This is a genomic window from Deltaproteobacteria bacterium (assembly GCA_016931625.1).
Lineage (GTDB): Bacteria > Myxococcota > XYA12-FULL-58-9 > XYA12-FULL-58-9 > JAFGEK01 > JAFGEK01.
On sequence record JAFGEK010000144.1, the window covers coordinates 1 to 26,605 of the forward strand.

24 protein-coding genes and 1 riboswitch are annotated in these 26,605 nt (G+C 39.4%); of the genes, 9 read left to right on the forward strand and 15 right to left on the reverse strand.

From position 1 onward, the window contains the following. Positions 1-105: 105 nt before the first annotated feature. On the reverse strand, positions 106-672 hold the full coding sequence (locus JW841_12000) for a hypothetical protein (GenBank protein ID MBN1961661.1): 567 nt from the start codon (positions 670-672) through the stop codon (positions 106-108). An 80-nt stretch (positions 673-752) separates the two neighbouring features. Then, entirely contained in the window at positions 753-1,271 is a 519-nt protein-coding gene (locus tag JW841_12005; protein ID MBN1961662.1) for a PilZ domain-containing protein, read from the reverse strand. A 188-nt stretch (positions 1,272-1,459) separates the two neighbouring features. On the opposite strand from JW841_12005, the gene JW841_12010 reads away from it, so the two are divergent. From JW841_12010 to lipA, 3 genes are read left to right on the forward strand one after another with little or no spacing between them, the layout of a single operon-like run. After that, positions 1,460-2,770, forward strand: coding sequence for a 2-oxo acid dehydrogenase subunit E2 (locus JW841_12010; GenBank protein MBN1961663.1), 1,311 nt, complete (start codon positions 1,460-1,462; stop codon positions 2,768-2,770). An 8-nt stretch (positions 2,771-2,778) separates the two neighbouring features. Further along, positions 2,779-3,513 carry a lipoyl(octanoyl) transferase LipB gene (lipB, locus tag JW841_12015; GenBank protein MBN1961664.1) on the forward strand — a complete coding sequence of 245 codons (735 nt, stop codon included), beginning with the start codon at positions 2,779-2,781 and terminating at the stop codon, positions 3,511-3,513. Next, positions 3,506-4,435: a lipoyl synthase gene (lipA, locus tag JW841_12020; protein MBN1961665.1), complete on the forward strand. Its 930-nt coding sequence runs from the start codon at positions 3,506-3,508 to the stop codon at positions 4,433-4,435. The genes lipB and lipA overlap by 8 nt, the downstream gene beginning before the upstream one ends. A 145-nt stretch (positions 4,436-4,580) precedes the next feature. On the opposite strand, the gene JW841_12025 is transcribed toward lipA, so the two are convergent. After that, positions 4,581-6,881, reverse strand: coding sequence for a HEAT repeat domain-containing protein (locus tag JW841_12025; GenBank protein ID MBN1961666.1), 2,301 nt, complete (start codon positions 6,879-6,881; stop codon positions 4,581-4,583). 208 nt (positions 6,882-7,089) lie between these two features. Here JW841_12025 and JW841_12030 point away from each other — a divergent pair, with 208 nt between their 5' ends. Continuing rightward, positions 7,090-7,755 carry a hypothetical protein gene (locus JW841_12030; GenBank protein MBN1961667.1) on the forward strand — a complete coding sequence of 222 codons (666 nt, stop codon included), beginning with the start codon at positions 7,090-7,092 and terminating at the stop codon, positions 7,753-7,755. Between the two features lie 18 nt (positions 7,756-7,773). On the opposite strand, the gene JW841_12035 is transcribed toward JW841_12030, so the two are convergent. From JW841_12035 to JW841_12060, 6 genes are all read right to left on the reverse strand, one after another. Beyond that, on the reverse strand, positions 7,774-8,718 hold the full coding sequence (locus JW841_12035) for an ABC transporter substrate-binding protein (GenBank protein ID MBN1961668.1): 945 nt from the start codon (positions 8,716-8,718) through the stop codon (positions 7,774-7,776). Next, positions 8,718-9,488, reverse strand: a complete 771-nt coding sequence (locus JW841_12040; GenBank protein ID MBN1961669.1) for an ABC transporter ATP-binding protein — start codon at positions 9,486-9,488, stop codon at positions 8,718-8,720. The genes JW841_12035 and JW841_12040 overlap by 1 nt, the downstream gene beginning before the upstream one ends. Next, a complete protein-coding gene (locus JW841_12045; protein ID MBN1961670.1) occupies positions 9,481-10,428 on the reverse strand; it encodes an iron ABC transporter permease in 948 nt (315 codons plus the stop codon). The genes JW841_12040 and JW841_12045 overlap by 8 nt, the downstream gene beginning before the upstream one ends. An 88-nt stretch (positions 10,429-10,516) precedes the next feature. Continuing rightward, the gene (locus tag JW841_12050) at positions 10,517-11,773 is read right to left on the reverse strand and encodes a hypothetical protein (protein ID MBN1961671.1); all 1,257 of its coding nucleotides are present in this window, start codon (positions 11,771-11,773) and stop codon (positions 10,517-10,519) included. A gap of 3 nt (positions 11,774-11,776) precedes the next feature. Next, the gene (locus tag JW841_12055) at positions 11,777-13,957 is read right to left on the reverse strand and encodes a TonB-dependent receptor (GenBank protein MBN1961672.1); all 2,181 of its coding nucleotides are present in this window, start codon (positions 13,955-13,957) and stop codon (positions 11,777-11,779) included. A gap of 68 nt (positions 13,958-14,025) precedes the next feature. Beyond that, positions 14,026-14,246, reverse strand: a riboswitch (cobalamin riboswitch). A 199-nt stretch (positions 14,247-14,445) separates the two neighbouring features. Then, the gene (locus JW841_12060; GenBank protein ID MBN1961673.1) at positions 14,446-14,589 is read right to left on the reverse strand and encodes a hypothetical protein; all 144 of its coding nucleotides are present in this window, start codon (positions 14,587-14,589) and stop codon (positions 14,446-14,448) included. A 10-nt stretch (positions 14,590-14,599) separates the two neighbouring features. Here JW841_12060 and JW841_12065 point away from each other — a divergent pair, with 10 nt between their 5' ends. Continuing rightward, positions 14,600-16,252: a transglycosylase domain-containing protein gene (locus JW841_12065; GenBank protein ID MBN1961674.1), complete on the forward strand. Its 1,653-nt coding sequence runs from the start codon at positions 14,600-14,602 to the stop codon at positions 16,250-16,252. Positions 16,253-16,270: 18 nt separating this feature from the next. On the opposite strand, the gene JW841_12070 is transcribed toward JW841_12065, so the two are convergent. The 4 genes from JW841_12070 to JW841_12085 form a co-directional block, all read right to left on the reverse strand. Then, positions 16,271-16,513, reverse strand: a complete 243-nt coding sequence (locus JW841_12070; GenBank protein MBN1961675.1) for a hypothetical protein — start codon at positions 16,511-16,513, stop codon at positions 16,271-16,273. Positions 16,514-16,855: 342 nt separating this feature from the next. Further along, entirely contained in the window at positions 16,856-17,464 is a 609-nt protein-coding gene (locus tag JW841_12075) for a 3-isopropylmalate dehydratase small subunit (GenBank protein ID MBN1961676.1), read from the reverse strand. A 41-nt stretch (positions 17,465-17,505) separates the two neighbouring features. Beyond that, positions 17,506-18,921: a 3-isopropylmalate dehydratase large subunit gene (leuC, locus tag JW841_12080; protein ID MBN1961677.1), complete on the reverse strand. Its 1,416-nt coding sequence runs from the start codon at positions 18,919-18,921 to the stop codon at positions 17,506-17,508. Between the two features lie 5 nt (positions 18,922-18,926). After that, positions 18,927-19,397 carry a hypothetical protein gene (locus tag JW841_12085; GenBank protein MBN1961678.1) on the reverse strand — a complete coding sequence of 157 codons (471 nt, stop codon included), beginning with the start codon at positions 19,395-19,397 and terminating at the stop codon, positions 18,927-18,929. 331 nt (positions 19,398-19,728) lie between these two features. On the opposite strand from JW841_12085, the gene JW841_12090 reads away from it, so the two are divergent. Next, complete coding sequence (locus JW841_12090; protein MBN1961679.1) at positions 19,729-20,925, forward strand: ATP-binding protein; 1,197 nt, start codon at positions 19,729-19,731, stop codon at positions 20,923-20,925. A 39-nt stretch (positions 20,926-20,964) separates the two neighbouring features. Next, complete coding sequence (locus JW841_12095) at positions 20,965-21,891, forward strand: D-2-hydroxyacid dehydrogenase (GenBank protein MBN1961680.1); 927 nt, start codon at positions 20,965-20,967, stop codon at positions 21,889-21,891. A 5-nt stretch (positions 21,892-21,896) separates the two neighbouring features. On the opposite strand, the gene JW841_12100 is transcribed toward JW841_12095, so the two are convergent. Beyond that, positions 21,897-22,325 (reverse strand): DUF3617 family protein, encoded by a 429-nt coding sequence (locus tag JW841_12100; GenBank protein ID MBN1961681.1) that lies wholly within the window; start codon positions 22,323-22,325, stop codon positions 21,897-21,899. A gap of 303 nt (positions 22,326-22,628) precedes the next feature. Further along, positions 22,629-22,874 carry a hypothetical protein gene (locus tag JW841_12105; GenBank protein ID MBN1961682.1) on the reverse strand — a complete coding sequence of 82 codons (246 nt, stop codon included), beginning with the start codon at positions 22,872-22,874 and terminating at the stop codon, positions 22,629-22,631. 474 nt (positions 22,875-23,348) lie between these two features. Here JW841_12105 and JW841_12110 point away from each other — a divergent pair, with 474 nt between their 5' ends. Both JW841_12110 and JW841_12115 read left to right on the forward strand, forming a co-directional pair. Then, on the forward strand, positions 23,349-24,992 hold the full coding sequence (locus tag JW841_12110; protein MBN1961683.1) for an FHA domain-containing protein: 1,644 nt from the start codon (positions 23,349-23,351) through the stop codon (positions 24,990-24,992). 223 nt (positions 24,993-25,215) lie between these two features. Beyond that, positions 25,216-26,532: a DUF4339 domain-containing protein gene (locus JW841_12115; protein MBN1961684.1), complete on the forward strand. Its 1,317-nt coding sequence runs from the start codon at positions 25,216-25,218 to the stop codon at positions 26,530-26,532. The last annotated feature ends 73 nt before the right edge of the window (positions 26,533-26,605 follow it).

Here is a 26,605-nt window from a genome sequence, read left to right on the forward strand (position 1 = left end):
CAAGTCGCAGGCAGGATTTCTGCGAGCACGCGGTCGTAAGTAGCGGATTTCGTGAAGATCGACGGGAGACATTTAGGGACACCCCCTGATAAGAAAAATGACAGTTTATAATTGGAAACCAATTCCTGGGCTGAGACTGTATGCTCCGAATTCAAGTCGCATGTGCCAGTTTTCACTGAAATGCCAGTAAGCACCTATACTAGCATCCCATGCAAAATTTGAAACTGAAGCCTTGGTTAAACCACAATCAGCTTTGTGGTTAAAGCCTATACCCCAGCCCACTTTGGTAGTAGCAAAAGCTGACCAATCATGAGTTAAGTAAAATTGATAACGTACCCCAGCCATTGGAGTAATTCGCCACCATTTTTCATCACAGGCGGCAAAGGTAAAATTAAAGTATTCAAAGGCACCACCAGCTTCAAGAAATAAGGCATCATTAACTTCATCAATTAAACCGTCAGGCAATATTGGCAAGCCATACCAGCTAGCAACACCCAAATGTTTATACGATCCAAATAAATAGCCAAACAACAAACTAAAATCTAAAGTGTGGCGTCTAGAATCGTGTCTTGCAGTATTTTTTAGTCTTGACCAGTCAACTGCAGCGATAGCCGAATTAGTATATATTGATGCGATGAAAGCAAACAATAAGCTAATACTTAGTCGTTTCATTGTTGAAGCTTTCCTTTTTCAGCAATTTGGATATGCATGACCGTCATGCAAATTTGTATGTTAGAACATTAACCTTAAACTTAAACAAGATTACGGTGCTGACGCTTTGTGTCGATATAACGATTAATGTGCTCAATATAGGGTAGTTCGATATCTACGAAACGCAAACCCATAAGAGGAATAACTGGTCGATCGACATAGCTGGCGACTTCAGCGCGTGCTGCAACCGGAAAAGCAAGACCTGGTAACTTAAATTCTATATCAAGCATACCCGATCTAGGTCTGCCGGAGCAGCATAATCCCATAGTTGAGACGTTAGTGGCGATAAAATGAGTACCTGGATCTACGTTAACCCCCGAAATAATAGGGGCCCGCCAAGAACGCCGACGATCTAATTGTCGAGAATGTGCTTCACATTCAAGACGAAAAAGCTCAGCCGAAAAGGTATCTTCAAGCTCTAGTTGTGTTTGTGGTTCACGGTTATGGTTAGATTGTAGTAAATGGTACCAGCGATCGCTAACCAATAGAGATTCGTCAGTACCAAAAACAGGAGCTAGATCAACATCGATATCAAAATAAAGAGGGTCGTCGCGCAACATAACCCCTCCAAGGGAAGAGTGTTGAACTACTACATAATTTAAAATGTAAATATCGAATCTAGAAAGCAATAGGTCAAATTTATTGCAAATAGTTGCGATATATGTGCAGAGGTTCTATGCAATTAAACTTAGTTGAAGATATGAGAATTTATTTAGGGACACCCCCTAGGTAAAAGGAGAAATATATCGTGGCGCATCCAGTCATAATGCCGCAAATGGGAGAATCGATTGCCGAAGGTACTGTAACGCAGTGGCTTAAAAAGGTTGGTGATTTTGTTGAACGTGATGAACCGTTATTCGAAATATCTACTGATAAGGTGGATGCTGAAATTCCATCTCCAGCTACGGGAGTATTAAGAGAAATTAAAGTTCATCCTGGGGAGACTGTAGCTATTAATACGGTTGTGGCTATACTTGATGATGAAAGTGAACTTTCAATTGAGGATGCCTCGGTAGAAAAGACATCGAATGTTTCTAATACCAAAGCGAAAAATACAAATGCTTCTGATAATATTCAAGCGGCTAATAATGACACTACTGAGCAAACACGCCGTCGTAATTTGAGTTCACCGTTAGTTCGTAAAATTGCCACAAAACATAAAATTGATATTTCAAATATAGCAGGTAGCGGAGTTGGTGGTCGCGTAACCAAAGATGATATTCTGCGTTACATAGAAGCTAGTCAATCACCAGCAATGCCTAATGCAAGCAGTTTAAAATCTTCTGCGGACATTGATAATAATTTCTCAAGTATTAATATTGAACTGCATCGCAATATACCTGAAGCTTTTCGGCCGCGAGTTTTTTCAGGTGATCGCATTGAAACTATGTCGACAATGCGTGCTAAAATTGCAGAACATATGCAATTATCGCGGCGCATTTCAGCACATGTACAAACAGTTTGGGAGGTGGATGTTACTAAAATTATAAATATGCGCCAAAAATATAAACAAAAATGGCAAGAACAACATGGGGTATCATTAACTTATACTTCATTTTTAATGAAGGTTACTATTGATGCGATTAAAACTTACCCAGTGTTAAATGCATCACTTGATGAAAATAAAATTATTTATCATCAGAAAGTAAACCTTGGTTTTGCGGTGGCGTTAGATTGGGGACTAATTGTACCGGTAATACATCATGCTGATGAATTAAATCTATTGGGTTTACAGCGTCGAGTTAATGATCTTGCTGCTCGAGCGCGTAATAAAAAACTTTCACCCGATGAAGTGCAAAACGGGACCTTTACTATTACTAACCCAGGTGTTTTTGGTTGCCAATTTGGGCTACCGATTATTGCGCAACCGCAAGTTGCGATTATGGGTATTGGTGCGATTGAGAAACGACCTGTAGTTATTGATGACATGATCGCAATACGTTCACGAATGTATTTTTCATTATCGTTTGATCACCGTGTCATTGATGGTGCTGTTGCAGATCAATTCATGTCACAAGTAAAAGCAAATATAGAAGGTTTTAAAGAATCCAACATGTGAGGCTGTAGGTGTCTATTAGGCAATTACGTATTGAGCGAATGGGACGGGTAGCCTATTTGCCAATGCTTGCTTTACAAGAAGCTCGGCACCAAGAAGTTTATGCAGGTTTTGGTCCAGAAACACTATTTCTTCTAGAACATTACCCGGTGATAACTCTCGGTAAAAATGCCAAAAGAGAAAACGTGCTATATTCTGAGGTCGAATTAAAACAAAAAGAGGTTGAACTTATCGCCACGGGTCGTGGAGGTGATGTTACTTATCATGGTCCCGGGCAAATTGTTGGATATTTTATTTTAACCCTAGGTCAAGGCGAACAAGACATTAAAGGGTATGTAAATCGTATTGAAGAAATACTTCTTCGAACTCTTGCAGATTTTAATATTAAAGCTGCGCGTACTGAAGGTAAACGTGGAGTATGGGTTCAAAATAAAAAAATTGGTGCTATTGGTGTTAGAGTTTCTCGTTGGGTAACTATGCATGGTTTTGCTTTAAATATTACTACAGATTTAAAAGCTTTTGATTTAATCGTTCCTTGTGGTCTTCATGATTGTGGAGTTACTTCATTTGCCCAGCTTGGATGCATGGCAAGTATTCATAAAGTTGAAGATAGACTAATTGTAAATTCGGGGGCAGTATTAGGGCGAAATCCTTATGAGGCATCTGCAAGTGCACTGCCGCAATTTTACAGTTCTAATCAAAAGATTATTGTGAATAATTTTATAAACGGAACTTATCATGAGTGAAATAACCGAAATAGTTGCAGTTGATAATCATGATCAACCACCACGACGTCCACCATGGTTGCGAGCAAAAATAAACGATAATGATACTTATCGCGAAATTGGTCGTTTGCTTAATAAGCTTTCATTAAATACAGTTTGTCAATCAGCGCGTTGTCCGAACATTTGGGAGTGTTGGGGGCAACATCGAACCGTAACTTTTATGATAATGGGAGATATATGCACACGTGCTTGTCGTTATTGTGCGGTTACCAAGGGTAAAGCGCCGGCAGCGCTTGATATTAACGAGCCGCAAAATATTGCTAAAGCAGTACAGCAATTAGGTTTAGCACATGTGGTGGTTACTAGTGTTGATCGTGATGACTTGGCGGACTATGGGGCTGCACATTTTATAGCGACTATAAATTATATTCGCGAACTTAACCCTAAGTGTCGTATTGAAATATTGACTCCAGATTTTCAAGGTAATGAGCAAGTTATTAATAAAGTTCTTGCAGCTAGCCCTACTGTTTTTGGACATAACCTTGAAACAGTAGCTAATCTATTTGCCTATCTTCGCCCCCAGGGTTCATATACAACATCACTTAAATTACTTGCGCAAGTGGCGTATCATAACAAAGTGTCGCAGCAAAAAATTATAACTAAAAGTGGTATTATGGTGGGTTTAGGTGAAGAGATAAGTGATATTTTAAGTGCTATGGAGGACTTACGAGAGCATAGTTGTGAAATATTGACTATTGGGCAATATCTTAATCCAACTAAACAACATGCTTGTGTTAAAAAAATTTATACTCCTGATGAATTTATAATGTTGCGTAATGAAGGATTAAAGCGTGGTTTTTATAATGTAATTAGTGGGCCGTTGGTGCGTAGTTCATACCATGCGCATGAGCATGTTATAGGCGCTACCAGCACCGGGATTTAAGTCAACTAATGCATGGTGAAGAAGGATACGCTTCTGGTATCACCGGTGGGCACTCTGCTAGCAGCAAGTTAGGGTCTTATGAATCAGCAACTCGTATTAGTTATGTATCAACAACAATAGGCAGTGAACTAGGCAACTAAATTTGTTAGTCGTTTAAAAAATCAACACTGCACATACCTGGGGCAACACCTTCAAATAAAATCGTGCCAGCAATATCTGTATGGCCATAAGCAATACGATCACCACAAATAAGACGAGCTTCATTTTCTGGCAGTGGGTTTATGCCATCATTCATAGCAATTTCTACCCAGTCACCAAGTGGTTCAATATGAGCATTATAAAATTCATCTCCAATAGCAATTTGTAATTCAAGTGGGCGACGAAGTTCAAAAAAGAGTAAGTCGTTAAGCGGGTGTTGAATAATATTTTCACCAATTTGTAGTTCATATGCCATGTAATCAACTAGATATCGGTGATGCCCGTTAAGGCCGAACAAAGAAATATGTATTTTGCTATCATGAGGTAACACTTTAGTATTAATATTTACTTTTAAATTAGCATATTTTGAACCGGCGCCAATAACACGGTATTGAAGTTTTGTATTATCGATATTTGAGAGAAGTTGTTTGTTTTTGGGAATAAGGTTTTGTGTATTTGCAAATCGATTGATTTCTCGATTTAATAATTCACGCTGTTGTTCATTGGTAGCATTAGAGTTAGATGAAAATTTTGAAAAGCTATTAGCAATAATTAATTGAGCTGTAGCTCGTATCTTAGTTCGGCGATTTTCATCATTTTCCCAAGCACTAAGAAATTTATTAATTCGTTTATCTTTTAATTGTACTAAAGCTACTGCCAATGCCTCTTTCGTTTGACGGTCATTTGCAAACTGTAAAGAATCCCAAAGAATATTGTTAGCTTTAGTGTCACCAATACGTGCAAGCGCCAATGCCGCCTCAATTATTAGTTGCTGACAGCTTTCATTTTCAAGGCAGTTTTGTCGTGAATCGAGATTACCGATTGAAGCTAAAGTTCGGATACGTTGTTTTGATAAGATATTAAAGTCAGTATCATAAGCCAATAGCGCCGATAATAATGTCTCATCATCGTTTGCTTTTTTTATGATAGGAAAAAGTAGTTTGGCCATTGTGGTTGTACGGTATTTTGCTAAATATGAAATAAGTTTAGCACGAATAAAATCATCCTGGGTTGTTTTAGCTAATTTGATAAGAGGTCTACTTTCATGGTTAGAAACAATAGGTTGTTGCATCAAGCTAGCCGCCGCAGCCTGACTAATCTCTGTATTGGTACTGTTTAGAAAATAGATTAAGCGTGGGATATTAGTTAAATCGGGGTAACTACCAAGTGCAATGACAGCAGCAGCTTGAAGTTTTAGTTCAGTCGTATCGATAAGAGGAAATATTTGGGCGATGCCACCTGAGCACTTTAGACGAGATAAAGCTAATAATAGATAACGTTGGACTTCGAAATGCTTTTCATTTTTTAGTGCCTGTAAAACAATTGGACAAGATTCAATAAACCCAATGGCTTCAATTGCTTGGGCAGCATATTTTTTACTTTTTATTGTTATGTCATCATCGATTTTAGTGTCAGTATTATCTTCAGTAAGTTGCTCATCATTATATGTTGGGTTTGTAAAGGCCTGTTCGGCGAGAAGACGTGCAGCGTCATTTTTTAACAATCGTAATGATAAATAAAGAACCGGATTTGTGTTTAGCAATGGGGCAATTGCGGTAGTAGCGTTCGGTGAATCTGCAATTACTAATATATGAGCAAAAGGTGGTTGTGGGTTTTTTGTGTTCCAAGCTTCAAGGGCACTGAACCATTCGTTAGGATATTGGTCAACATTATCTGGAGTATATCGTAAAAGAAAAGTCGCTGTCGGGAGGCGAAGAGCGTCATTTTCTTTAGCGCAGTCCATCCATTTGTTGGCATATTTGTTGTATATTTCTTCAGGGGTTACTTTTTCAGAAGAATCTAACGAGTTAATTATTTGCAGTAAATCTTCAGAACAACCTACATAGTTTAAATTTAAAATCCAAAGAGCAAATTCATCATGGGTAATTTTATTGCGAATTAGACGTAAGACTTTTAGATGATGCTTTTGAGGCAAACTAGCAAAGTTTTGTTGTACTATTGCCGCCCAAGTCATAAAATCTTTTAAAGATAATGGGGATATCTGTTCGATAGCAGTCTGTAGCATTTCATCGTCAGTGGCGGCTAACAGTTCAGCCCATAAACGATCCGCTAACTGTGAGCTAGTCTCCTCACGGTTTACGAATTCGTCAGTTTTTATATTATATTCTTTTATAGATCGCGATTTTTCAAATTCAGTGGACTCATTTGCAAAAGCTGTAACGGGAGCACAAAAAAATAAATCAGTGAAACAAAGCGAAATATAAATAACAATAGATTTTATAAGCATATACGTACCTAAAATTATTAATAAAAAGTTTGTGAAATAATTTTGACATAATATATTGCAATTGTTTACTCATTTTTTATGGATGGATTATTAGGACCGATTTTAATTGATAATTCTTAAAAAGCAATGTACAAGGCTTTTTTTATTTCTGATCTAGCCAGTTTTAATTGTTATGGTGTATGTATTATTTACCAGAAGGGGGATAATTATGAAAATGACATTGATTATTTCTAATTGTGAGCGAATAGCTGTTGTTGTCGGTTTATTAATGTTTTCAGCGTGTGGTCCCTCAAAAGTTATTCACCCAACAATGCTACCAAAAATTCCTGTGGTTCCAACCAAAAAGCAGATTGTGGTAAGCGAAGTACAATATGATGTACGTGTCGTACCGCCCAATGTGACTAGTTTTATGGAATGTGTAAGTCGCGAGACTTTTAGCCAATTGCAAAAATCAGGTTTTTTACCTGATACTATTCTCGAGCGCGATGCCATATCAAGAGATGCAAAAACCAAACGCTATCTTATTCGTTATCGGGTTAATGATTTTAAAGAAATAATTGATGGGAATGCAATGTGTCCAAATGATAATACGATAGAGATATTAGTTCAGATGAAATTTTATGATGTAACTGGCGTGAAATTACATAAAACCAGCACGGTTGAAGCAAGTGTTACTTATGAAAGCAATATGTTTGATACTACAGCAATTAAACCATTATTTATGACTGAATATCATCTTTTAGCAAAAGGCAAAGTTTCAATGGGTGATAAGGGTTCTGAACGTATTGCCTATTCTCGTGCTATGGCAAGCGAGTTAGCAACACAACTAGTTATAAAAACCGCTGAAGCACTACACGCTCGTTGGCCTAAGTAATACTTATGGCGTATTATCTTACTCATATACTGCGGCAAACAAAAGCTCGGCAGCATCAAGCATTGCAGGTCCAGCGTTATCAATAAGTTGTGAGGGTAACTCAATAATTTGACCATCTTTGGTGCATGCTGATAAGTTTTTAAGGCCAGAGTGTTGGCAGATAAATTGCTTCATACCATTTTTAGTAACAATTATTTCTGGAGCAAGAGTTAATATATCTTCTGTGCGGTAATGTGGCCAAGCTTGATAGTTATTAAGTGCGGCAACATCAATTAAACCTGCATAGGTTAGAATATCATGATAACTAGTACCAATGGTGCCACCAAATAAAGTTGATCCCATAGTAGCCAAGTAAATAGCGCGTTTGCGTGATGTAATATCAAGGGTCGCAGCAATAGAGCGTAAGCGTCGTAAAAAACTTTTAGTAAAACGTAAACCACGATCATTGTGACCGATAAGTTTAGCAATTTGATGTGCTTGTTGAATTAGTGATTCAACACCATGCATTTCTCCAAGATCAAAGACTTCAATACCAGCTTCGCGTAAACGAGCAACACTACGAGCATTACTACTACCGCTGCTATTAACAAGTACTAAATCAGGTACCAGGGTAAAAATAGTTTCTGGCTCAGCAATATTAGCGCTAATATTTTTACCCACATACTGATATCCCCATGGTGACTGTTGCGCACCATAAGGTGAGAAAGTAATAATGCGATTAGGTTCACATAATTCAAATAATAAGCGATCGGCTATTGGGCTTTGTGAAACGATCCGCTGAAAGTTACGAATTTTAACAATATGTCCGGTTGCATCGGCAATAGTAGTAGCTTTATCAGAATGTTTTATCTCAGGGTGAGCACCTATATTTTGATTGCCATTATGATAACTTAAGCCAAATATTAAAGCCAAAATAATAGCAATAATAAAGCTACTGATATTTGCCCAGGTAATTGCTTTCATTACTTGGCCTCATTATATAGACGATAACCAAGTCCACCACCTGGTATTAATTCAACCCCGAAAATATCGCTTAATCTAGGAGAGGAAAATACTGCTTTTGTAGTATCGTTTATTGCTAACTTACCATTAGCAATAATTAATGTGTGATCAGCTAGTGTAAGTATTTCATCGAGACTATGAAGTACGGTTATAATACAGCGACCAGCTTGTGCCATTTTTTTTAAGAGAGTTAATAACGTTAAAGCATGAGCCAAATCTAAAGCTGCAGTTGGTTCATCTAGTAATATTATTTGGGCATTAGTAGCTAGGGCTCTAGCGATTAATACACGTCGTTTTTCGCCATATGATAATTCAGAAAATCTACGCTCTTGCAAATTTTCAATATCAGCAGCCTTGATTGCGTCAGTAATAGCAATTTTGTCTTCTTTATTTAAGCTACCTAAACCACTACGATGCATGAATCGACCTTGGGCAACAACAGTTTGTACTGCAATAGGTGCAGTTAGGAGAGAAAATTGTGGTACATACGATATATGACGAGCTCGTTGCAGTATTGATAATTTAGTAGAATCCATCCCTACTACTGAAATTTTTCCGATCGCTGGTAGTAGACCAAGAATAGCTTTAATTAAAGTGCTTTTTCCTGCTCCATTTGGTCCGATGATACCAGTGATTGTGCCGGGCATTGCCGAAAAGTTAATATTACTGAGCAATGTGCGATTAGCTAACTTAACTGATAAATTAGCAACAGCCAAAGCTGGTTCAACCATGCAATAACTCCCGGCGTTGTTTGAGAATAAGCAACAAAAACAAGGGAGCTCCGACTAGCCCGGTTACTACGCCAAGTGGCACATGCGTTCGTCCTGGCAATATACGAGTTAACAAATCACAAGCAACTAGAAAGGTGCCTCCGGCTAGCGCTGCGACAGGTATAAGACGGCGATGATTAGCGCCGATCCATGGACGCAGGGCGTGTGGCACCACCAGTCCTACAAAGCCAATATTACCACATAGTGAAACGGCAGCGGCGGTAAGTAATGCTGTCCAGATAATCCCCCAACGTCTCACTTGTGCAACATTAACTCCTAACGAGGCAGCTTCTTCTTCGCCTGAGAGTAAAAGATCAATAGACCGCCCCCAAAACCATGCAGCAATTATACCGAATATTGTCAATGGAAGTGCCATCAGAACTTGTTGTTTACCTACTCCACCTAAACCACCAAGTGTAAAGGCAACAACGGCACGGCCAAGGTCCCAACTATCTTGGGCAATACTAGTAGCTAAGGCACCAGCGGCAAGAAACAATGAAGATAAAGTAAAACCAACAAGTAAAAATACTAAGGGGCCACTATAAACTCGACCAACTACTAGCAGTATAAATAAGGCAATAAGTGCACCGCCTAAGCAACCGAAAGGCAAAATTAACTCTGGCGCAATATGAAATAGTTGACGCGCAAGTATGGCATTTAAGCCAATTATAGCTAGTTGCCCGCCTAAACTAGCACCACCGGTAGTACCTAAAATTGAGGGACTAACCAAGGGATTACGAAATAGTCCTTGTACAATAACACCACCTACGGCTAATGCGGCGCCTACCATAAAAGCAGCAACTAACCGAATACCGCGCAACCTTAATAATGTTGATCGCAGCGTTAAATTATCAAGATCAGCTCGACCTAAACTTAATGAAAGTGCCCCTAAAACTAGCATGAGTATTACTAAGATCAAGCAAGTTATTAATAGCCTGCTATTACTATCAGCACGCAAGTCCGGGGAGGTAACTGTTGTAGTCACGAGTTTAGTATTTGATTACTTGACGTGGGGGTAAATTGTGTTCGGGATCAGGGTTTAAGTTATTAACTTCGGTGCAGGTTGCAGCATCACTCGTAGAAAATACGCGCAATTTAGGATCCGTCATTGAACCATCTGTAGCTAATAGTTTTTTGGTGGTAGGATCAGCAAATAAACTACTTAACTGCCAACTGCCAGAAGCGGTAAATACGCTGGCAACTTTGTCATTGTTTAAAGATAAGCGCCAAATTTCGTCATTTTGATCATCACCATTACCCATAACCACCACGAAAATTTGATCGCTATCCATGGCTGCAACGGTCATACCAGAAACTGTGCGATTGGCAAAAATATTATAATTATAACTTTTTGCAATAGTTGGTGGTGAAACACTAATATCTACAGCAACAATACCAGCAGTTTCAGATTGGGGTTGGCTATCGCTATAAAGTCCATAGCAAGCGATTATTAAATTTTGCGCTTCATTAATGTAGGCCATAGCCTCACAATCGAGAAATGGTAGCTCGATACTGTCAGTAATTGTATCGGTTTCGGAATCAATTACAATCAAAATACTAGGGGCGGCCGTGTCATAAAATGCAGAAATTCGACCAAGAGTAAGATAAACCATATTGTCAATAAGCATCAGTTGTGCTGGTCGTGCTAATACACTAGCATTATCAACAGCGGCGATTATTTCTGATAAATCAATGTGACCAATAATACTTGGGGTACTAGGATCGATAATTAGAATATCATCACCACGTTCAAGATCGTTAACATCAGGTTCTTCACTATTATAAGAAGCATTTTGAGCAAAACGAGTCACGTATGCTTTAGTTGTAGAAAGCGTGAGCACATCACGGGGATTAGCATAAAAATTACCAGAGCCAGTTGTTCCCACCGCGAGTTGCGCACGAACAGAACAGGTGACCGGATTGAGCCAAATGATTGCCGAATTGCTGCGATCGATAAGTACCAGTTCTGATTTGTCGTTTTTAGGAGTACTTGCGAGGACGACGTCGCCTGATAATGCTTGTGATAATTCAGGTGTTTGTGAACCAGAGCTAAGACAATTACTCTGTGCTAAGGTAAAATCGTCATTTAACAAACTAATGCTCGTACTTTCATAGTCGCTGTTGACAACAGCTATACCAGAAGCTGGGCCGCCTTTGTTTAGTAGGTTTTCATCTTCAGGGCAGCCAGCCAAAGTAAATGAAATAAATATAGAGAAAGCTGTAAAGAAATAATTGTGGAACTTCATAATTTACATACCTTGTGATAAGTTCGATGTTGTAACATCGAGGTTGATATAAAAACTACGACCAGGTAAGGGATAACCGATTAAATCTGAAACTTGTGTATTGCTAATATTTTTTACGCTCGCCATAATACGTATATGGCTATTAACGCTATTTAGATATACTCCGGCGCTAAATAATAAACGCTGGTTTATTTGCACCATGTTAGTAGGGTCGGCATAATTATCACTGGTATAATCAGTATCGACATACGCTCCAATATTTAATTGTGATGTTATATTAAATTCTCTAACTTCAAACCGAGAATATGAGCGCAATTTAGGACGTAAAGGTAATTGTTTGTTGTAGTGAGCTTTTATATCTGAAATATCACGACTATCAGTATAAGTAACTTGTGAAATTAATTGCAAATATTTATAAAGACGTATCTGCATTGAAGATTCAAGGCCATAAATACGAACCTGCCCTGCATTATATGCACGAACCTGCCCTTGAGTATTTTGCTTATATTGAATGAGTTGATGAACATAGCTACCAAAAGCCGCTATGTCGAAGATCACTTTGTTGCTATTAGTATTAACTTCATAATTGGCGCCAGCATCAAAATTATATCCCCATTCTGGATCAAGTTTGAGATTACTTAAAATGAAGCTATTATCGCCATAAAGTTCTATTAAGGATGGTAAACGTGCATAGCGACCAACATTTGCTCGTAGATTTAAATCTGTAAATGGTTTTTGTAATAGGGCCAGTCTGACAATAGGTAATTTATGCTCAATTGAGTGATTTGCTTTTTGCAGAGTAAAAAAAGCATCACGACCGGCAATAGTTTCGCGTGAAAATTCAAAACGTGCTGATGGGGTAATTTTAAGATTAATAGGCGCTACGATTAATTCTGTTTGTAATCCAGCAGCAGTAAAAACATGACTAGCTTTAACATTCGCAACTTGACTTGCAATAGTATTTGTAAGGTCACGTGGCAAATATTGTTCGTAACGGGTGTCAACAACACTGCTGAGTTTTACTATTGTTGTTAAAGGAATCGTCAGATGCCAAGTAGCCCCAGTGGTGTTAGTAGTATCGCGAGTATCGCCGGGCAGTGGTAATATTTCTAAGCGAGGATCATAACGACGCTTTTCGGTTGTACCCGCATATGCCAATATTTGCATCGGCTCATTGTTAACAAAATCAGGACGCGACTTAAAAACCAGGGAAGCTAAAAAACGTCTGGTATCAAAAGCCGCTTGAGTGAGTGGATAAATACCATACCCCGGTAAACCCTGTTCGCGGGTGAATGCAGAAAGATTAATAATTAATTTACGACTATCACCGAAATCAAAAGCTCCTCTAAGCAAGCCGCTAGCTTGTTGTAATTCATTATTTTGGCGTCGTAGTTTTTGATCATCATTAGCAGTGTACCTAGTGCCATTATCTGAGTTATATATGAAATTGCCGTTGGCATTTAAGGCTTGAGCACCAGCATATAATTTTAAATTTTTAAAAACTAAAGTTCCTCGAGCTTCGGCTAATTCTTGGCCAAAAGAACCAGCACCCAAAGAAACCCAAGCCCCAGTTTCTCTAGGTGAACGCGTGTTAATTGCAACAACTCCTCCAATTGCCGAGGAGCCAAAGGCTAAAGGACTCATACCACGATATACTTCAATACGTTCAATATCGCCTATTGGAATGGTGCTAAGATCAACCCCACCGCCAACTGCTGAGTTCAAAGGAACACCGTCGAGATAAACCAATACCTGGTTAGCGCTTGAGCCGCGCAGTGATAATGTTGCAAGTGAACCTAATCCACCGAGTTGAGAAACGGTTGCACCAGGTAACTCAGTAAGTAGTTGTGGCAGCGACTCGCCGCTGCGAGGTGTGCGCGTTTCATTAATCACCGAAGCTGAAGCTGAGTCGTCTTCTCGTGGAGAGGGGTCTGTAGCTGCAGTTGTACGTACTACCGTCTCAAAATCAGCATCAGCGATATTGTTATATTGAGAAGAAAGTGAAACCAGTTGTTTACTTGTTAATGAAGATGGCACAACTATAGTCGCCTTGCCTTCATCAGCGAACACTTTATTTGGTGCGCTAAAAATAGCAGATAAAAATAAAACTATTTTAATTACGCCAAGGTGGACGAAATCCGCGCCCTTATGGCTAACTACAGCCCGCATTACTTTCTCTTTCACGCGGGATTAAATAGAGGGGCCAAATGCGCTAAAAAGGAAGCATTCGGTACCCACTTGTCCGCGAGAAGGTAACCAAAACGACAGCAGGCAGGTCTCCTGGCTTGTGGAATGCTTTGGTATATTATCCAAAGCTAGCTAAAGGCGCCTTCCCGATTCTTTTTAGTAGAATCAGTGGCATGATGCTTTAGCTTTTGCCCACTTACAGTGGCGGGACCGCGCCGGATTTGCACCGGCTTCCCTCTTTGCTAACCCTTTTTTAAGGTTTAGCACCTGCAGTCACAAAAGTTTAATTTTCAAAAAGCGAACGCAACGTATGTGTTTGGATAGGTAGAAGTCAAGATGGGTCGAGTTATTATTAGATCAAATCATTGTATGTGTATTACGATAATCTTAGTATACCTATAAAAATCGATACACCTATAATTAAAGCTAATCATTGATAGGTTTGATAAATTTAGTAAAAATGGTGAAAAGTTGATGAGAAATTTTTATAGTATTAATGGTGTCGCTTGACGAATCGCAGCAATACGAGTAAGCGAGCGCCCCATGAATTTAGCTGTATCAATAAGCTGGTGTTTATCTGCGTTGCGAACATTGGGGCGATGGTGGCGGCCTTTAATATTATTCATCATTTTACCAATAGTGATTTTGCATGTAGTTTTGCATAGTGATTATGTTGGCTACTGGCTTAATAATAAAGCTGAAAATGCTTTTACCAAACATGGAGTTGCTTTTAAGGCGTCTAAGCCAGCTCAAATCCAATGGCCGGGTAAAGTGGTTTTTCATGATATTGAGGTAGGTTGTGACGATTGGCAATTAAATGCAACTCAAATCTCAATACAGCCGACTTTATCTGCTTTGTTTCATGGTTTTTTTACTGACGAAATAAATATTAAGGTTAACCAGGCCAGTTTGCATACTGATAATTTTTCATCAGATCTTAATTGGCATGTTGATAGTGGTGAGTTTTCAGTTAAACAGTTGCATGATGATTGGCGCATATTTGCTAATTTGTATTTTAAGCACGGTAGCAAAGCATTATTAGCTGCCAGCATTGCCAAAAAAATTAGAGTGCAAATAGCCATACAAGATGCACAATTTGAAGATCTTCCTCCTTTATTAATAAAAAAATTAGCTAAAAACTTAAGTGGCAAATGGTATGGAATAGTAGCTTTACAGTCAGCACGTGATCTAAAAAATATTAATCTCGCTCTGCGGTTATATACTAAAAACTTAAATATTTCTGATTTAAGTAATGAGATGTTAGAAATTGGTCCAGTAGTATTAGATATTAACGCCTTAGCAACTTTCAATCGTAGCGAGCAGCAACTTAATTTTTCTTCAGCTAACATTGCATTAGGACCACAACGAGAATTACGAGCCTCGGTTTATGGTTATGCAAACTTGAAAAAAGAAGGTTTGTTGCGCTTACATGCAAATGTACATGCACCAGAAATGAAGCATCTATTAGCAGTATTGCCGCAAACATTGCAGCTACCATCAGATGCACCAAAAGCTAACGGTATATTTAATGCAAAATTTGATATAAATGGCTCATTTCATAAACCTTTAGATTGGCAAATAGTTGCAAAGCTTGATCTTAAAGGTATGCGGTCAACTACTATAGATTTAAATTTAGCTAAGTTGAAACATTCGTTTACTTATCAAACGACCAATGCCTTTGGCGAAAACTATAGTTTTATAGTCGGACCAGAACGAGACCTATTTGTGCCACTGGCGCAATTACCATCATATGTCGCCGATGCCGTAACCACCAGTGAAGACGCTGGCTTTTTCGCACATCAAGGTTTTGATTTTAATGAAATCAAAAATAGTGTCTTTGCTGTTGTGCAAGCTGGCAAAGCAGTACGTGGCGGCTCTACAATTACTCAGCAGCTAGCAAAAAATTTATATCTATCTAAAGAGAAAACTTATGTACGCAAAATACGCGAGGCCTTAATTGCCTTAGCGCTTGAAAGCAATCTTACCAAACATCGTTTATTAGAAATTTATCTTAATATTATTGAGTGGGGACCGGGGATATATGGTATCGGCGCTGCGGCGCAATATTATTTTAATAAAGATGCAAGAGACTTAACACCACGCGAGGCAGTATATTTAGCTAGCGTCATTCCAAACCCCTTACGCTATTATCGGCAGAAAATACGCGAGGATGTCAGTTTAGCCTGGAGCAACCGTCTAGATAGCATTCTCACACGTATGAGTGAAAGAGGCAGACTTGACGCACAAAGTTATGTCCATGCGCTGGATGACCAGTTAAATTTTAACAACTAGTGAATAATTAAACTTTAACTAGTTAAAACGTTTGTCTTTTTGACCGCTTTTGGCCCAAGCAATGCTTTTATCAAGGCTTTCTTTGAGATTGTAATAGCGACAGGCATGAACTGATAGTTGCACACCAAGTACTTTGTTTAGGTTTTGAAATAACTTTACTTCTTCATTAGTACATGGCTTTGAACCATTTCGAGTGTTGATTTGATAAAGGCACTCTGTGTGTAATTCATTAGCCTTTTTTAGCCATTCAACTTTTTTCATGTATCTCTCCCAAGTGAAAAACTACTAGTGTATGAACTTTTAAACCAATAGCAACACATAAGTCATCTAAAACGAACGTTTCATCCATGTCATCTAAAACGAACGTTAGTGAGGAGAGATCTTAAAAACTAAGATTTCTCGCTGCGCTCGAAATGACAACGATGAACGCTCAAAATAACAACTATTAGAGCTTACAATAACAGCTATAAGCATTTGCAATGACAGCTATTATAAGAAACTACAAACAAGGCTAGAGCTTTGGCTGAATTAGTTACGCAAATTAGAAAAAATGATGAGAGACCACAAAATAGAAAAAAAGGGGATCTTAATTAGGGGGTGTCCCTAAGCAAATTTGGTGAAATAACCTAAGCTTGCTACACGCGCCTTGATAGCTTCGACGTTCTCTAATAATTCAGTAGTAGAATCCCAACGCCCAGTGATAAATTGCTGGCGCATACCCTCAGGCATTTCAAGATTAAAGCTTTTATCGCTAATTGACACTAGGCGTTGTTCGAGATCAACTTTAACTTGTGCCTCTGGTGTTGCAGCAATTACATTCATGAGTGTTTGAATATCTTCATGACTGAGACAGCAGCAAGGTATCCCAATAGCCACACAGTTACCTAGAAAGATTTCGGCAAAGTTTTCACCCACAATAGCGCGAATACCCCAACGCATAATCGCTTGCGGTGCATGTTCGCGTGATGAACCACAACCAAAGTTTTTATTTACTACTAATATTTCGGCGCCTTGATTTTGTGGTTCATCAAAGGGGTGCACTTTGCCTACGGCTTTAAGTGAGGCGCGATCATCTTCAAAAACATGCTCACCTAAGCCGTCAAACACTACTGTACGTAAATAACGAGCAGGGATAATGCGATCAGTATCAATATCATTGCCAGCAACTACTACCGAGCGGCCACTGATGGCGATGCGTTTTGTGTCTTGCATTTTTATACTCCTTAATAAAGCAGTAATTGGCTTTTTAGTTTTTAGTTAATCCCAAATACCTCGCGGGCGTCAGCGATTTTTCCAGCGATTGCTGATGCGGCCACCATAACTGGGCTCATAAGCAAAGTGCGGCCAGTTGGTGAGCCTTGACGACCTTTGAAGTTACGGTTTGACGATGAAGCACATAATTCGCGACCCACAAGTTTATCAGGGTTCATCGCCAAGCACATTGAGCAACCCGCCTCGCGAAAGGCAAAACCAGCATTGGTGAATATCTTATCCCAACCACGTGCTATCATTTCGCGGGCAACGGCGACTGAACCTGGTACGACTAAAGCCCGTACATGCGGTTGCACTTTATAGTTATCTTTTTTAAGATATTTAACTACTTCGGCAAAATCGCTTAAGCGACCATTGGTGCAAGAACCAATAAACGCGACATCGATTTTAGTGCCGAGAAGCGGTTGCCCTGGGTTAACTCCCATATATTCATAAGCTTCTTTAGCAGCATCACGATCAGCTTCTGCAAGTTGTTCAGTATAAGGTATGGTATCGGTAACGCTAATAGATTGCGCGGGGTTGGTGCCCCAAGTTACAACCGGTGGGATATCTTCGCCTTGATAAACCACGCGATCATCGTAAACCGCGTCAGCATCACTCTTAATGCTTTCCCAATACTCAACGGCACGTGACCAATTATCATATTTGGGTGCATACTCACGACCATGTAAATAATCGTAGGTGGTTTGATCTGGATTTACATAACCACAACGCGCGCCGCCTTCAATGGCCATGTTGCAAACAGTCATGCGCTCTTCCATGGTAAAATTATCAAAGAGCGTGCCACCAAATTCGTAAGCATAGCCAACGCCACCATTAACCCCAAGTTTACCAATGATGTAGAGCACAACATCTTTGGCATAGACACCTGGGCAGAGTTTGCCATTAACTTCAATGCGGCGTACTTTAAGTTTGCCCATGGCCATAGTTTGAGTGGCGAGCACATCGCGAATTTGCGAAGTACCAATACCAAATGCTAAAGCACCAAAAGCACCGTGTGTTGCAGTGTGTGAATCACCGCAACAAATGGTCATACCAGGTTGAGTTAAACCACGCTCTGGACCAACAACATGAACAATACCGTTCTCATTAGCTGCTGGTGAGAAAAAGCGAATGCCAAAATCTTTTACGCTTTTCTCTAAACTTTTCATCATTTCTTCGGCCATCGCATCTTTGTACGGACGCGCTGAATCAGCAGTCGGAATAATATGATCTACCGTGGCAAAAGTACGTTCAGGATACATTACTTTTAAGCGTCTTTCGCGAAGCATGGCAAAGGCTTGTGGCGAAGTTACTTCGTGTAACAAATGCAAACCCATAAGCAATTGGTATTGCCCTGACGACAATTGACGTACCACGTGCTGGTCAAATACTTTCTCATAGAGTGTTTTACCCATTGGTATTACTCCTTGTCTAATGCGGCATAATCCTCGATGCGTGAGGCAACGAGGTTGCCAAAATTTGTAAAAGTTTTGAGTTGCTTGCGATTAAGAGGTGCCCAAATCGCATCGATTGCTTGCTGGCGTTCGCTGCGAATAAGCTCCATGGTTTTTTTACCCTTAGTCGTGAGCAGATAATCACGTTGGCGGGCATCAGCGGTAGATAGTGAAACGCTAATCAATTTTTTGTTTTGTAATTGCCGTAATATTTTTGAGACTGCAGCAGGGCTACTTGAGCGAGTTTTGGCAAACATGCTTGGGACAAAATGCTCGCTAGATATTTGTTCAAGTACTTGCCATTGCTGTTCGCTAAGTTGCACAGCTTGCGCTAATTGTTCACGCCGCTCTGTAAAAGCGGTAACCAAACGTTGCAAGCAGCTGACTGCGGCATAAAGCTCGTCGGTTGATGTTAATGTGGTGTTATTGTGAACCATGAGAAATAGTTAACCATAGTTAATAATTGATGTCAAGAAAATAAAATCGGGTTGTAAATAAATGAAATATATTTTGTCATTGACAGATGATCTCCAGCATGATCACACTGGATTCACTTTGCATTTAAGCAACTATCAACAATAATTGAACAAGTAAAAACATTGACGCTTGATTGTTACTAGTGAGCATTGCTTGCTTTCTGGTTTAGCGCTAGGTACATTTTGAGCAATTGTCACGCAGGCAATTGTCGGTTTCATTGCGTATAGCTAAATGACCAAGGTCATTTGAGTCTAGCCTGTTAAAACGATACCTATGGGAGATACGTTAAGTATGGCCAACTATATAAATGAAATTCATGTCGTCAACTGCTGGGCATTCAAAAATAAACGGTTTAAATTTGATGGCAAACGACATCTTATTTTTCTTGGACCTAATGGCAGCGGTAAAACTTCAATTTTAGATGGGTTAGCATCAGAATTAGTCACAGACGGTCCAAGTCATCATTGGATAGTTAGCTTAATAAAGGCTAATAAGGCGGTAGAGGAGATAGGGAAAAATAACCGACGTGATCTTGCTCTCGTAACCACTCGCGAACGAGAGCTAAATAACCAAAAAGAACTTGCAGAAAAAAACTCTGTTGTTGTTCCATATTTTAATGAATCACCTCCATTAGCAAAAACACGGTATTTATTGCCTACATTTCATTTTAAAGCTGCTCGAATTTTTAATGGTAATCCAGTTGCTGGACCTATGTTGAATTCTGGGGTTATGTCGCCGATGGGGGAATCAAACTCCTTTGTACAATATCTGGTTAATCGGCGTAGTGAACAAGCATATGCCCGCGAAGAAGGTAACAACGAAGCAGCGGATAATATAGCTAAGTGGTTTTCTATATTAGAGCAACAAATCAGCAATTTGGCTGGAGAGCCATTGACTGTAAAGTTTAATCGAAAATCCAACTTTGCTTTTAGTCTAGTGCATGCCGATGGCCGTGAAAGCCCCTTTGAGTCATTACCCGCAGGTTATGGTAATGTATTAGAAATATTTTCAAAAGTATTGATGCATTTTGATAAAGCAGGGGTTGCTATTGATGACCCTAATACTGCCTGTATTTTGCTTCTTGATGAGCCAGAGGTACACCTTCATCCGCGTCTTCAATTATCTGTACTTCCAGCCTTAGCGAAATTAATTCCTGGTGCACAAATAATTGCTGCTACACATTCACCGATGGTTGCAGCCAGCTTAGAAGATGCCATAGTATATAATCTTGAAACAGGCTTGCCCGTAAAGACTTATGGACTTGACCCAAATGCCGCTCTTTTAAAAATATTTGATGCCGAGCTACAACCAAAAGATGTACGTGAATTAATTCAAAAGGTTGCCGACAAAATTGATGAAAATCCTGATTCTGCACAGCAATCACTTCAAGAATTAGAACAAATTCTTGGCAGCGATCATGAAGAAATTGTGCGTTTTACTACCTTATTATCACTACTAAATATCAAAGACGATGATACCAATCAATAAACGCATTAATGTACCAAAAGAATTGACTGAAGCTATGTCATGAACATTCTTATTTATCTCAAGAGCGAAATTAGTTCCTTTCAAGTTAATGACACACAGTTTGCTAATTTAGTTGCTCGTTTGTCGCAACATAATTTTGTGCGTGTGACGAGCAAAGAAGAGTTTAAGCAAAAGTTACCTGAAACTGATGCAGCCGTAGTGTGGAGTTTTCCTGCTCATTGGTATGCTTTAGCACCAAAACTTAAACATGTTTTTACCCCGGCTGCTGGTCATGATTGGATTGCACCTGATCCTCAAGGGCAGGTGAGCATTCATTTTGGTAAGTTTCACGGTAAAATAATGGCTGAAAGCCTTTTAGCGATGATGCTATTTATGAATCGACAGCTTGGGGTGGCTATTAAGCAACAACGCGATCATGTTTGGGCTGCAAAAAATTTTGAGAGTTGTCGGCGCATAGTCGGGCAAACAGCACTCATTATTGGTTATGGCGCCATTGGGCAGCATATAGCTAGGCTTTTATCGGCAATAGGTATGACGGTTTATGGATTACGTCGAACCAAAATAGATAATACCTCTTATGTAAAAAGACTTTTTACGGGTAATGAACTTCATGAGGCTTTGACTTTTGCAGATCACGTGGTTTGTATTTTACCTGGTGATACGACTACTGATAATTTTCTTGATGCCGCTGCTTTTGCAAAAATGAAACCCGGCGCTATTGTTTATAATCTTGGTCGCGGTAATACTATTGATCATAATGTGCTAGTTGCTGCGCTTAATTCAGGTGCGATTGCAGGCGCATTTCTTGATGTGTTGCCCAAAGAGCCACTGCCGCCCACTTCGTCTTTGTGGGATACACCCAAACTTTATTTTTCCCCGCACGCTGCTGCGGTATATGCAGAGTATTTAGATTTATATTTTAAAGAACTTGCTGAATTAATTAATAAGTTGGGAACGAGCGTTTAATACTATTATTTTTTACATTCACCTATACGTTTACCACTCATAGTATACTTCATTTGCATGTCGGGTTGACCGCCACCTGAAATTTGAAAATCCATTGAACCATTATACACGTTGTACTTGTAGATGATTTTGCCAGCGCCAGTCATAACCATGCCCTTGTCATCATTACATTTAATAGACCAGGAGACGGAGTCCTTTTTAATTTTAATTTTACTAACTTTACATTTCTGATCGGGTTGTTGCGTGTTAGGTACAAGGTCTTTTTTAGTAATACAGCTAGTGGTGGTCATAGGTGGCATGGCCATGGGCATGCCGATCATCTCCATTTTTATGGTGGTTTCCCACTGACCTTCTTGAACATTGATTGCTTTTGCGGCGAAGGTTGCAAATGGAAGGCTAAAAATAATAGCAACAGCAAGTGAGATAATACGCATGTTTGAATCTCCGCAGTTTTAAAACAGTTTTAACAGTTCTTCTAGCTTCTTAATAATTGATTTTACTATGAGCATAAAGAGTATTTAGTCGTTTATCATCTAAAGTCCACAAGCGTGCATGTGAAAGAATAGCTTAAGGGGTGGTTTCAAGTCATAAATGCAGCAGTATGCCATCGGTAAGAATTAGTTATAAACAGATGATTAAACCATGGTATTTGTTGTTTAATATAAATCGGACATTAATTGACCAATAAAATCAGCCATTATTGCCTTATTTGTTGGAGTGGGTTGGATTTTTGGTTTTTAACGATGACTCCACATAGGTTGGTCGATAGCTTGATCGTTAAATTCAGTAAAGTCATTAACCGCGCGTGCATTACCAAGCAAAGAAGAAATGACATCGACAAAATCTTTTCGTCTAACATTGATGCGCGGGGTAACTGGACGCAAGGTGATCTCAACAGCGCCTTGAAGGTCATTTATCGACTCGTCGAGCACTATGGTGCGGGAGTTGGTGAGTCGGCCGTTGATGATGATTGCTTTTTGCATCTTTTTCCTCTTTGAGCCTTTTAAAGTAGGTTGCTGAAAACAAATTTAAGCAACCAACTTTAATCGAATTCGAAGAGGGTACTCGCTATAAGAGTTTAGCGCAAAGGGATAAGTTGTGAATTTGTCTGTTATTATACACAAGTTATTCACAGGTCAAAATTGCTAGCCAAAGTCAAAAAATGCAAAAAAATCTCCAAATATTTGAGGTTCAAATAGTACTTTTATTTAATGCCTACATGTGGATAACTATTAAGTAACAAAAAGAGTAAGATCATTGTTACGATCGTATTATAATAAAAAAGGTTTATAGAAGTATTATTGCGTTTGGGTTTTTTAGGTGGGTTATGACATGGTTGCGACCAGCGAAATGAGATTTTTACACCTTGTTTTTGCAGAATCCTTGACCTTCTTCTTTCGGTTAGCTTCAATTGTATAAATGACTATTTTGTCATTGCTCATAATTACGAGGAAAATATGAGTTTGATTGTTGCTGTTGACGTATTTAAAGCAGGTGAAACGTTGCAGCATTATGAATTTTCAAGCGATCACCAACGGTTAGTGCGTATTGGCAAATTACCCTCAGCACAAGTCCGCCTTGATGAACCAGCAGCTTCGCGAGTCCATGCCATCATCGAGGTTTCACATGCGCAGGCAATGTTGGTTGACATGGGTGCTGACAGTGGCACGTTGGTTAATGGCAAACGGGCTAGTAAAGTTAAATTATCTCATGGTGATAAAATTGTAATTGGCGCTACCGAATTAATTGTTAGCATAGGAACCAACAGTGCAGATAATGCCGCCAAAATTGTGACTAATAACCCAATTTCATCGGGTATGTCAGTATCTCAAGCATCTGTACCTGAGCATTCGCAAGCATCAACAAACAACAATTCTGGGCAAGGCAGTAATTTAAGTGCTGCAGTATATCGGGAACCATCAAAAGTACCTACAAATATGAATAATTTTAGCCAGCGCTTAATAGCAAAAATGCGCGCTCTTGATGCAAACATGTTAGCGGAAGTAGAACTTTATATTGATTGGATTGCCTATCGTCAGCAAGGAGCTAGACAAAATTATTCGGCTACCTCAGTTGCCCTCCCTATAGCTACTGCAAAAGTAGCGCAAATACCAGCACAAGCTTCTTTTATTTCCCAGGCGCAAGCTGTAAGAACGGCACCTTATGCTAATGTTAGCCAGCCAGTAATGATTCCGACTTCGGCAATGGCGGTGACTGCTGTAGCGTCAAAAGCTGATGCAGAAACAGTTCAAGTTCAACAACCCGCAGCAAGCAATTTTCCGCCTAATCGAAAACCACCACGCGATACTTTATCATATGTTAAACAAATGCGTCGCAGTCGTCGGTGGCAACAAATTATCATTGGTGGAGTATTGGTTGTTGTTGCCATAATCATGTTGATTACGTTGTTTAAGCCTTCTAAAATTAATCTTAACTTACCTGATGCTGCAACAACACCTGCAACAACACCTACAAAAACAACCAGCACCAGCGGTGAAAGTGGGTCTGCTGCAACTACTACTGATACTGCTGTTGATGGTGAATCAACAGCAGAGGCAACAACTCCTTTAGATGCTTCTAAGCCGCCTTCTGTTGCCACTGTTGATACAAATGCAAACTCAATAGTACCAAATGCACAAATCGTTATTTACCGTATACCTGATGATCAATCCTTAAGTGAGATAGCGAATAATTTATGGCCAAATTCTTCCAATGCCTTTCTGTTGCAAAAAGAGAATCCGATCATTACTAGCATTGATGTAAAAATTGCTAGAGGCACAGTGATTCGTATCCCTAAAATCGTAATTTATAAGGTTCAAACTGGTGATACGTTAGCTAGTATTGCTGAAAAGTATTTTGGTAGTGCTAATGAATATAAAACTATTCAAAACGCTAACAAACTTATTTTACCAAATCCAGAAAGTTTAATAGTTGGCACTAGTTTAATCATTCCTTTGGTTAACCAAGACTTGGAAAAACGCTTTACTTTATCATTAAGTAACGTAAAAGAGGAGACAAAAAATAATAAGACTGTCGCTCCTGTGGCAACAGAATCTATTAAAAATGAGCCTGCTGAAACAGCGACACCGAAACAGCCTTAGTGTCGGTAAAATCTTGTCAGTGCTGATTACACATTTAGGGACACCCCCTAGAGTGAAAATGGTTTTTTAAAAATCGAGAAAGTTTAAAATTTACCTTCGGTTATAAAGATCTTTGAAAGTATATTTGCGAATGCATAAAGGCTTGCAAAATATGAAAAAAGGGAGCACCTTTTGAGTATGTTTCGCGGCGCCCCGCGTTAACTCATTAATAAGGGGTGATAAAGTGGATTTGTGGCCGAATCAAGATAATGAAGTTCATGAGAATCCTAGTTGGCAAAGTATGCAGCCGGCTGAACAAGCTGCAATACATCGATGGTTTGTAGAGAATGACGGTTCATATATCGGACCCGTTGAAATCAGCGAAGTCGAGCGGTTATGGCAAACCACAGAGATAAACGAGCAGACGCGCGTTTGGACTGAAGGAATGGTTGATTGGCAAAACATTGCCGATGTTCCTGAGCTAATGTATTTAACTGTTACTCCAACTACTACGCAGAAAAATAATACAGTATCTGCACCACAATCATGGAAATCGCTCGAGGTATCAAGTCTTGCAAATTTAGTAGACACTGAGCTAGATTCAATATTTGTTAAAGATCAACAACAATTGCCAGAGCATCAGGTTGCTGACGATTTACCAGTGATTGAGGCAGTGGGGGCGAGAGACCCCTTTGGTAATTGGTGGTCAGAGCGTCCAATTCCACAAGACACTACTAGACGTCAATCACATCGTATTACCCGTTGGTTTACTGATCCATGGCACATTAAAATAAAAGGACAACGTGATATTCGCCGACTTTATTGGCTATTAGGCGTCACAGCTACCTTAACAGTTATTGCTTCTAGTACGTTAGCACTTAACGCTATGGGCATTATTGCAATTGGTCGTTGTGTACCTGAAACCGCCTTAGCTAGTAGTAACGAAATTATGCCGTTAGCGGCAGTTTTACCTTCGACTAATACGGCAAGCATGGTTGGGGTTAGCAGTAATGCTGGTTTGGCCAATACTGCTAAAGCCAATAGCAGCGCCTTATCGGGTGTGGCAGCAAGTGCTAGTGCTGTAGGTGCCAAAGAAGTAGTTAAAACTTCTAATGAAGAAAAAGAAGTAAAGACTAATAATCAACAAAATAATAAATTAGTTAATAGTATTAATAACAAATCTGAGCCAGCAACTAAGCATGTTTCAAAAAAACGTTCTCGCTCAATCAACAAAGATATATCGGGACGACAAGCTAATAAAGATCCACTAACACCTAAAGAGGTTCTAATCGCTACTAAAAACCAAGTGCGAAGTCTTGCACCATGTTTAAAACAAGCACGCAAAAATGGTGAACTTGAAGCAAAACGATATAATTTTGTGCTTGATTGGCAAATTAAAGCAAATGGTCGGGTTGCTGGCGCTAGACTCAAAAGCCCTGCTGAAATACTGCCAACCACAATTGCTAGTTGTTTTAAAACAGCAATGCGACAATGGCATTATCGTGCAAGCGGTGAAGATTTTGCGGTAAGTAATTTCCCCATACCGGTCAATGTGCGCTAAAGCAGATAAGTTACAACAATCTTTATATTAACCATAAGATTGAATTTTTTCTTTCAACACCTAAGTTCAAGAA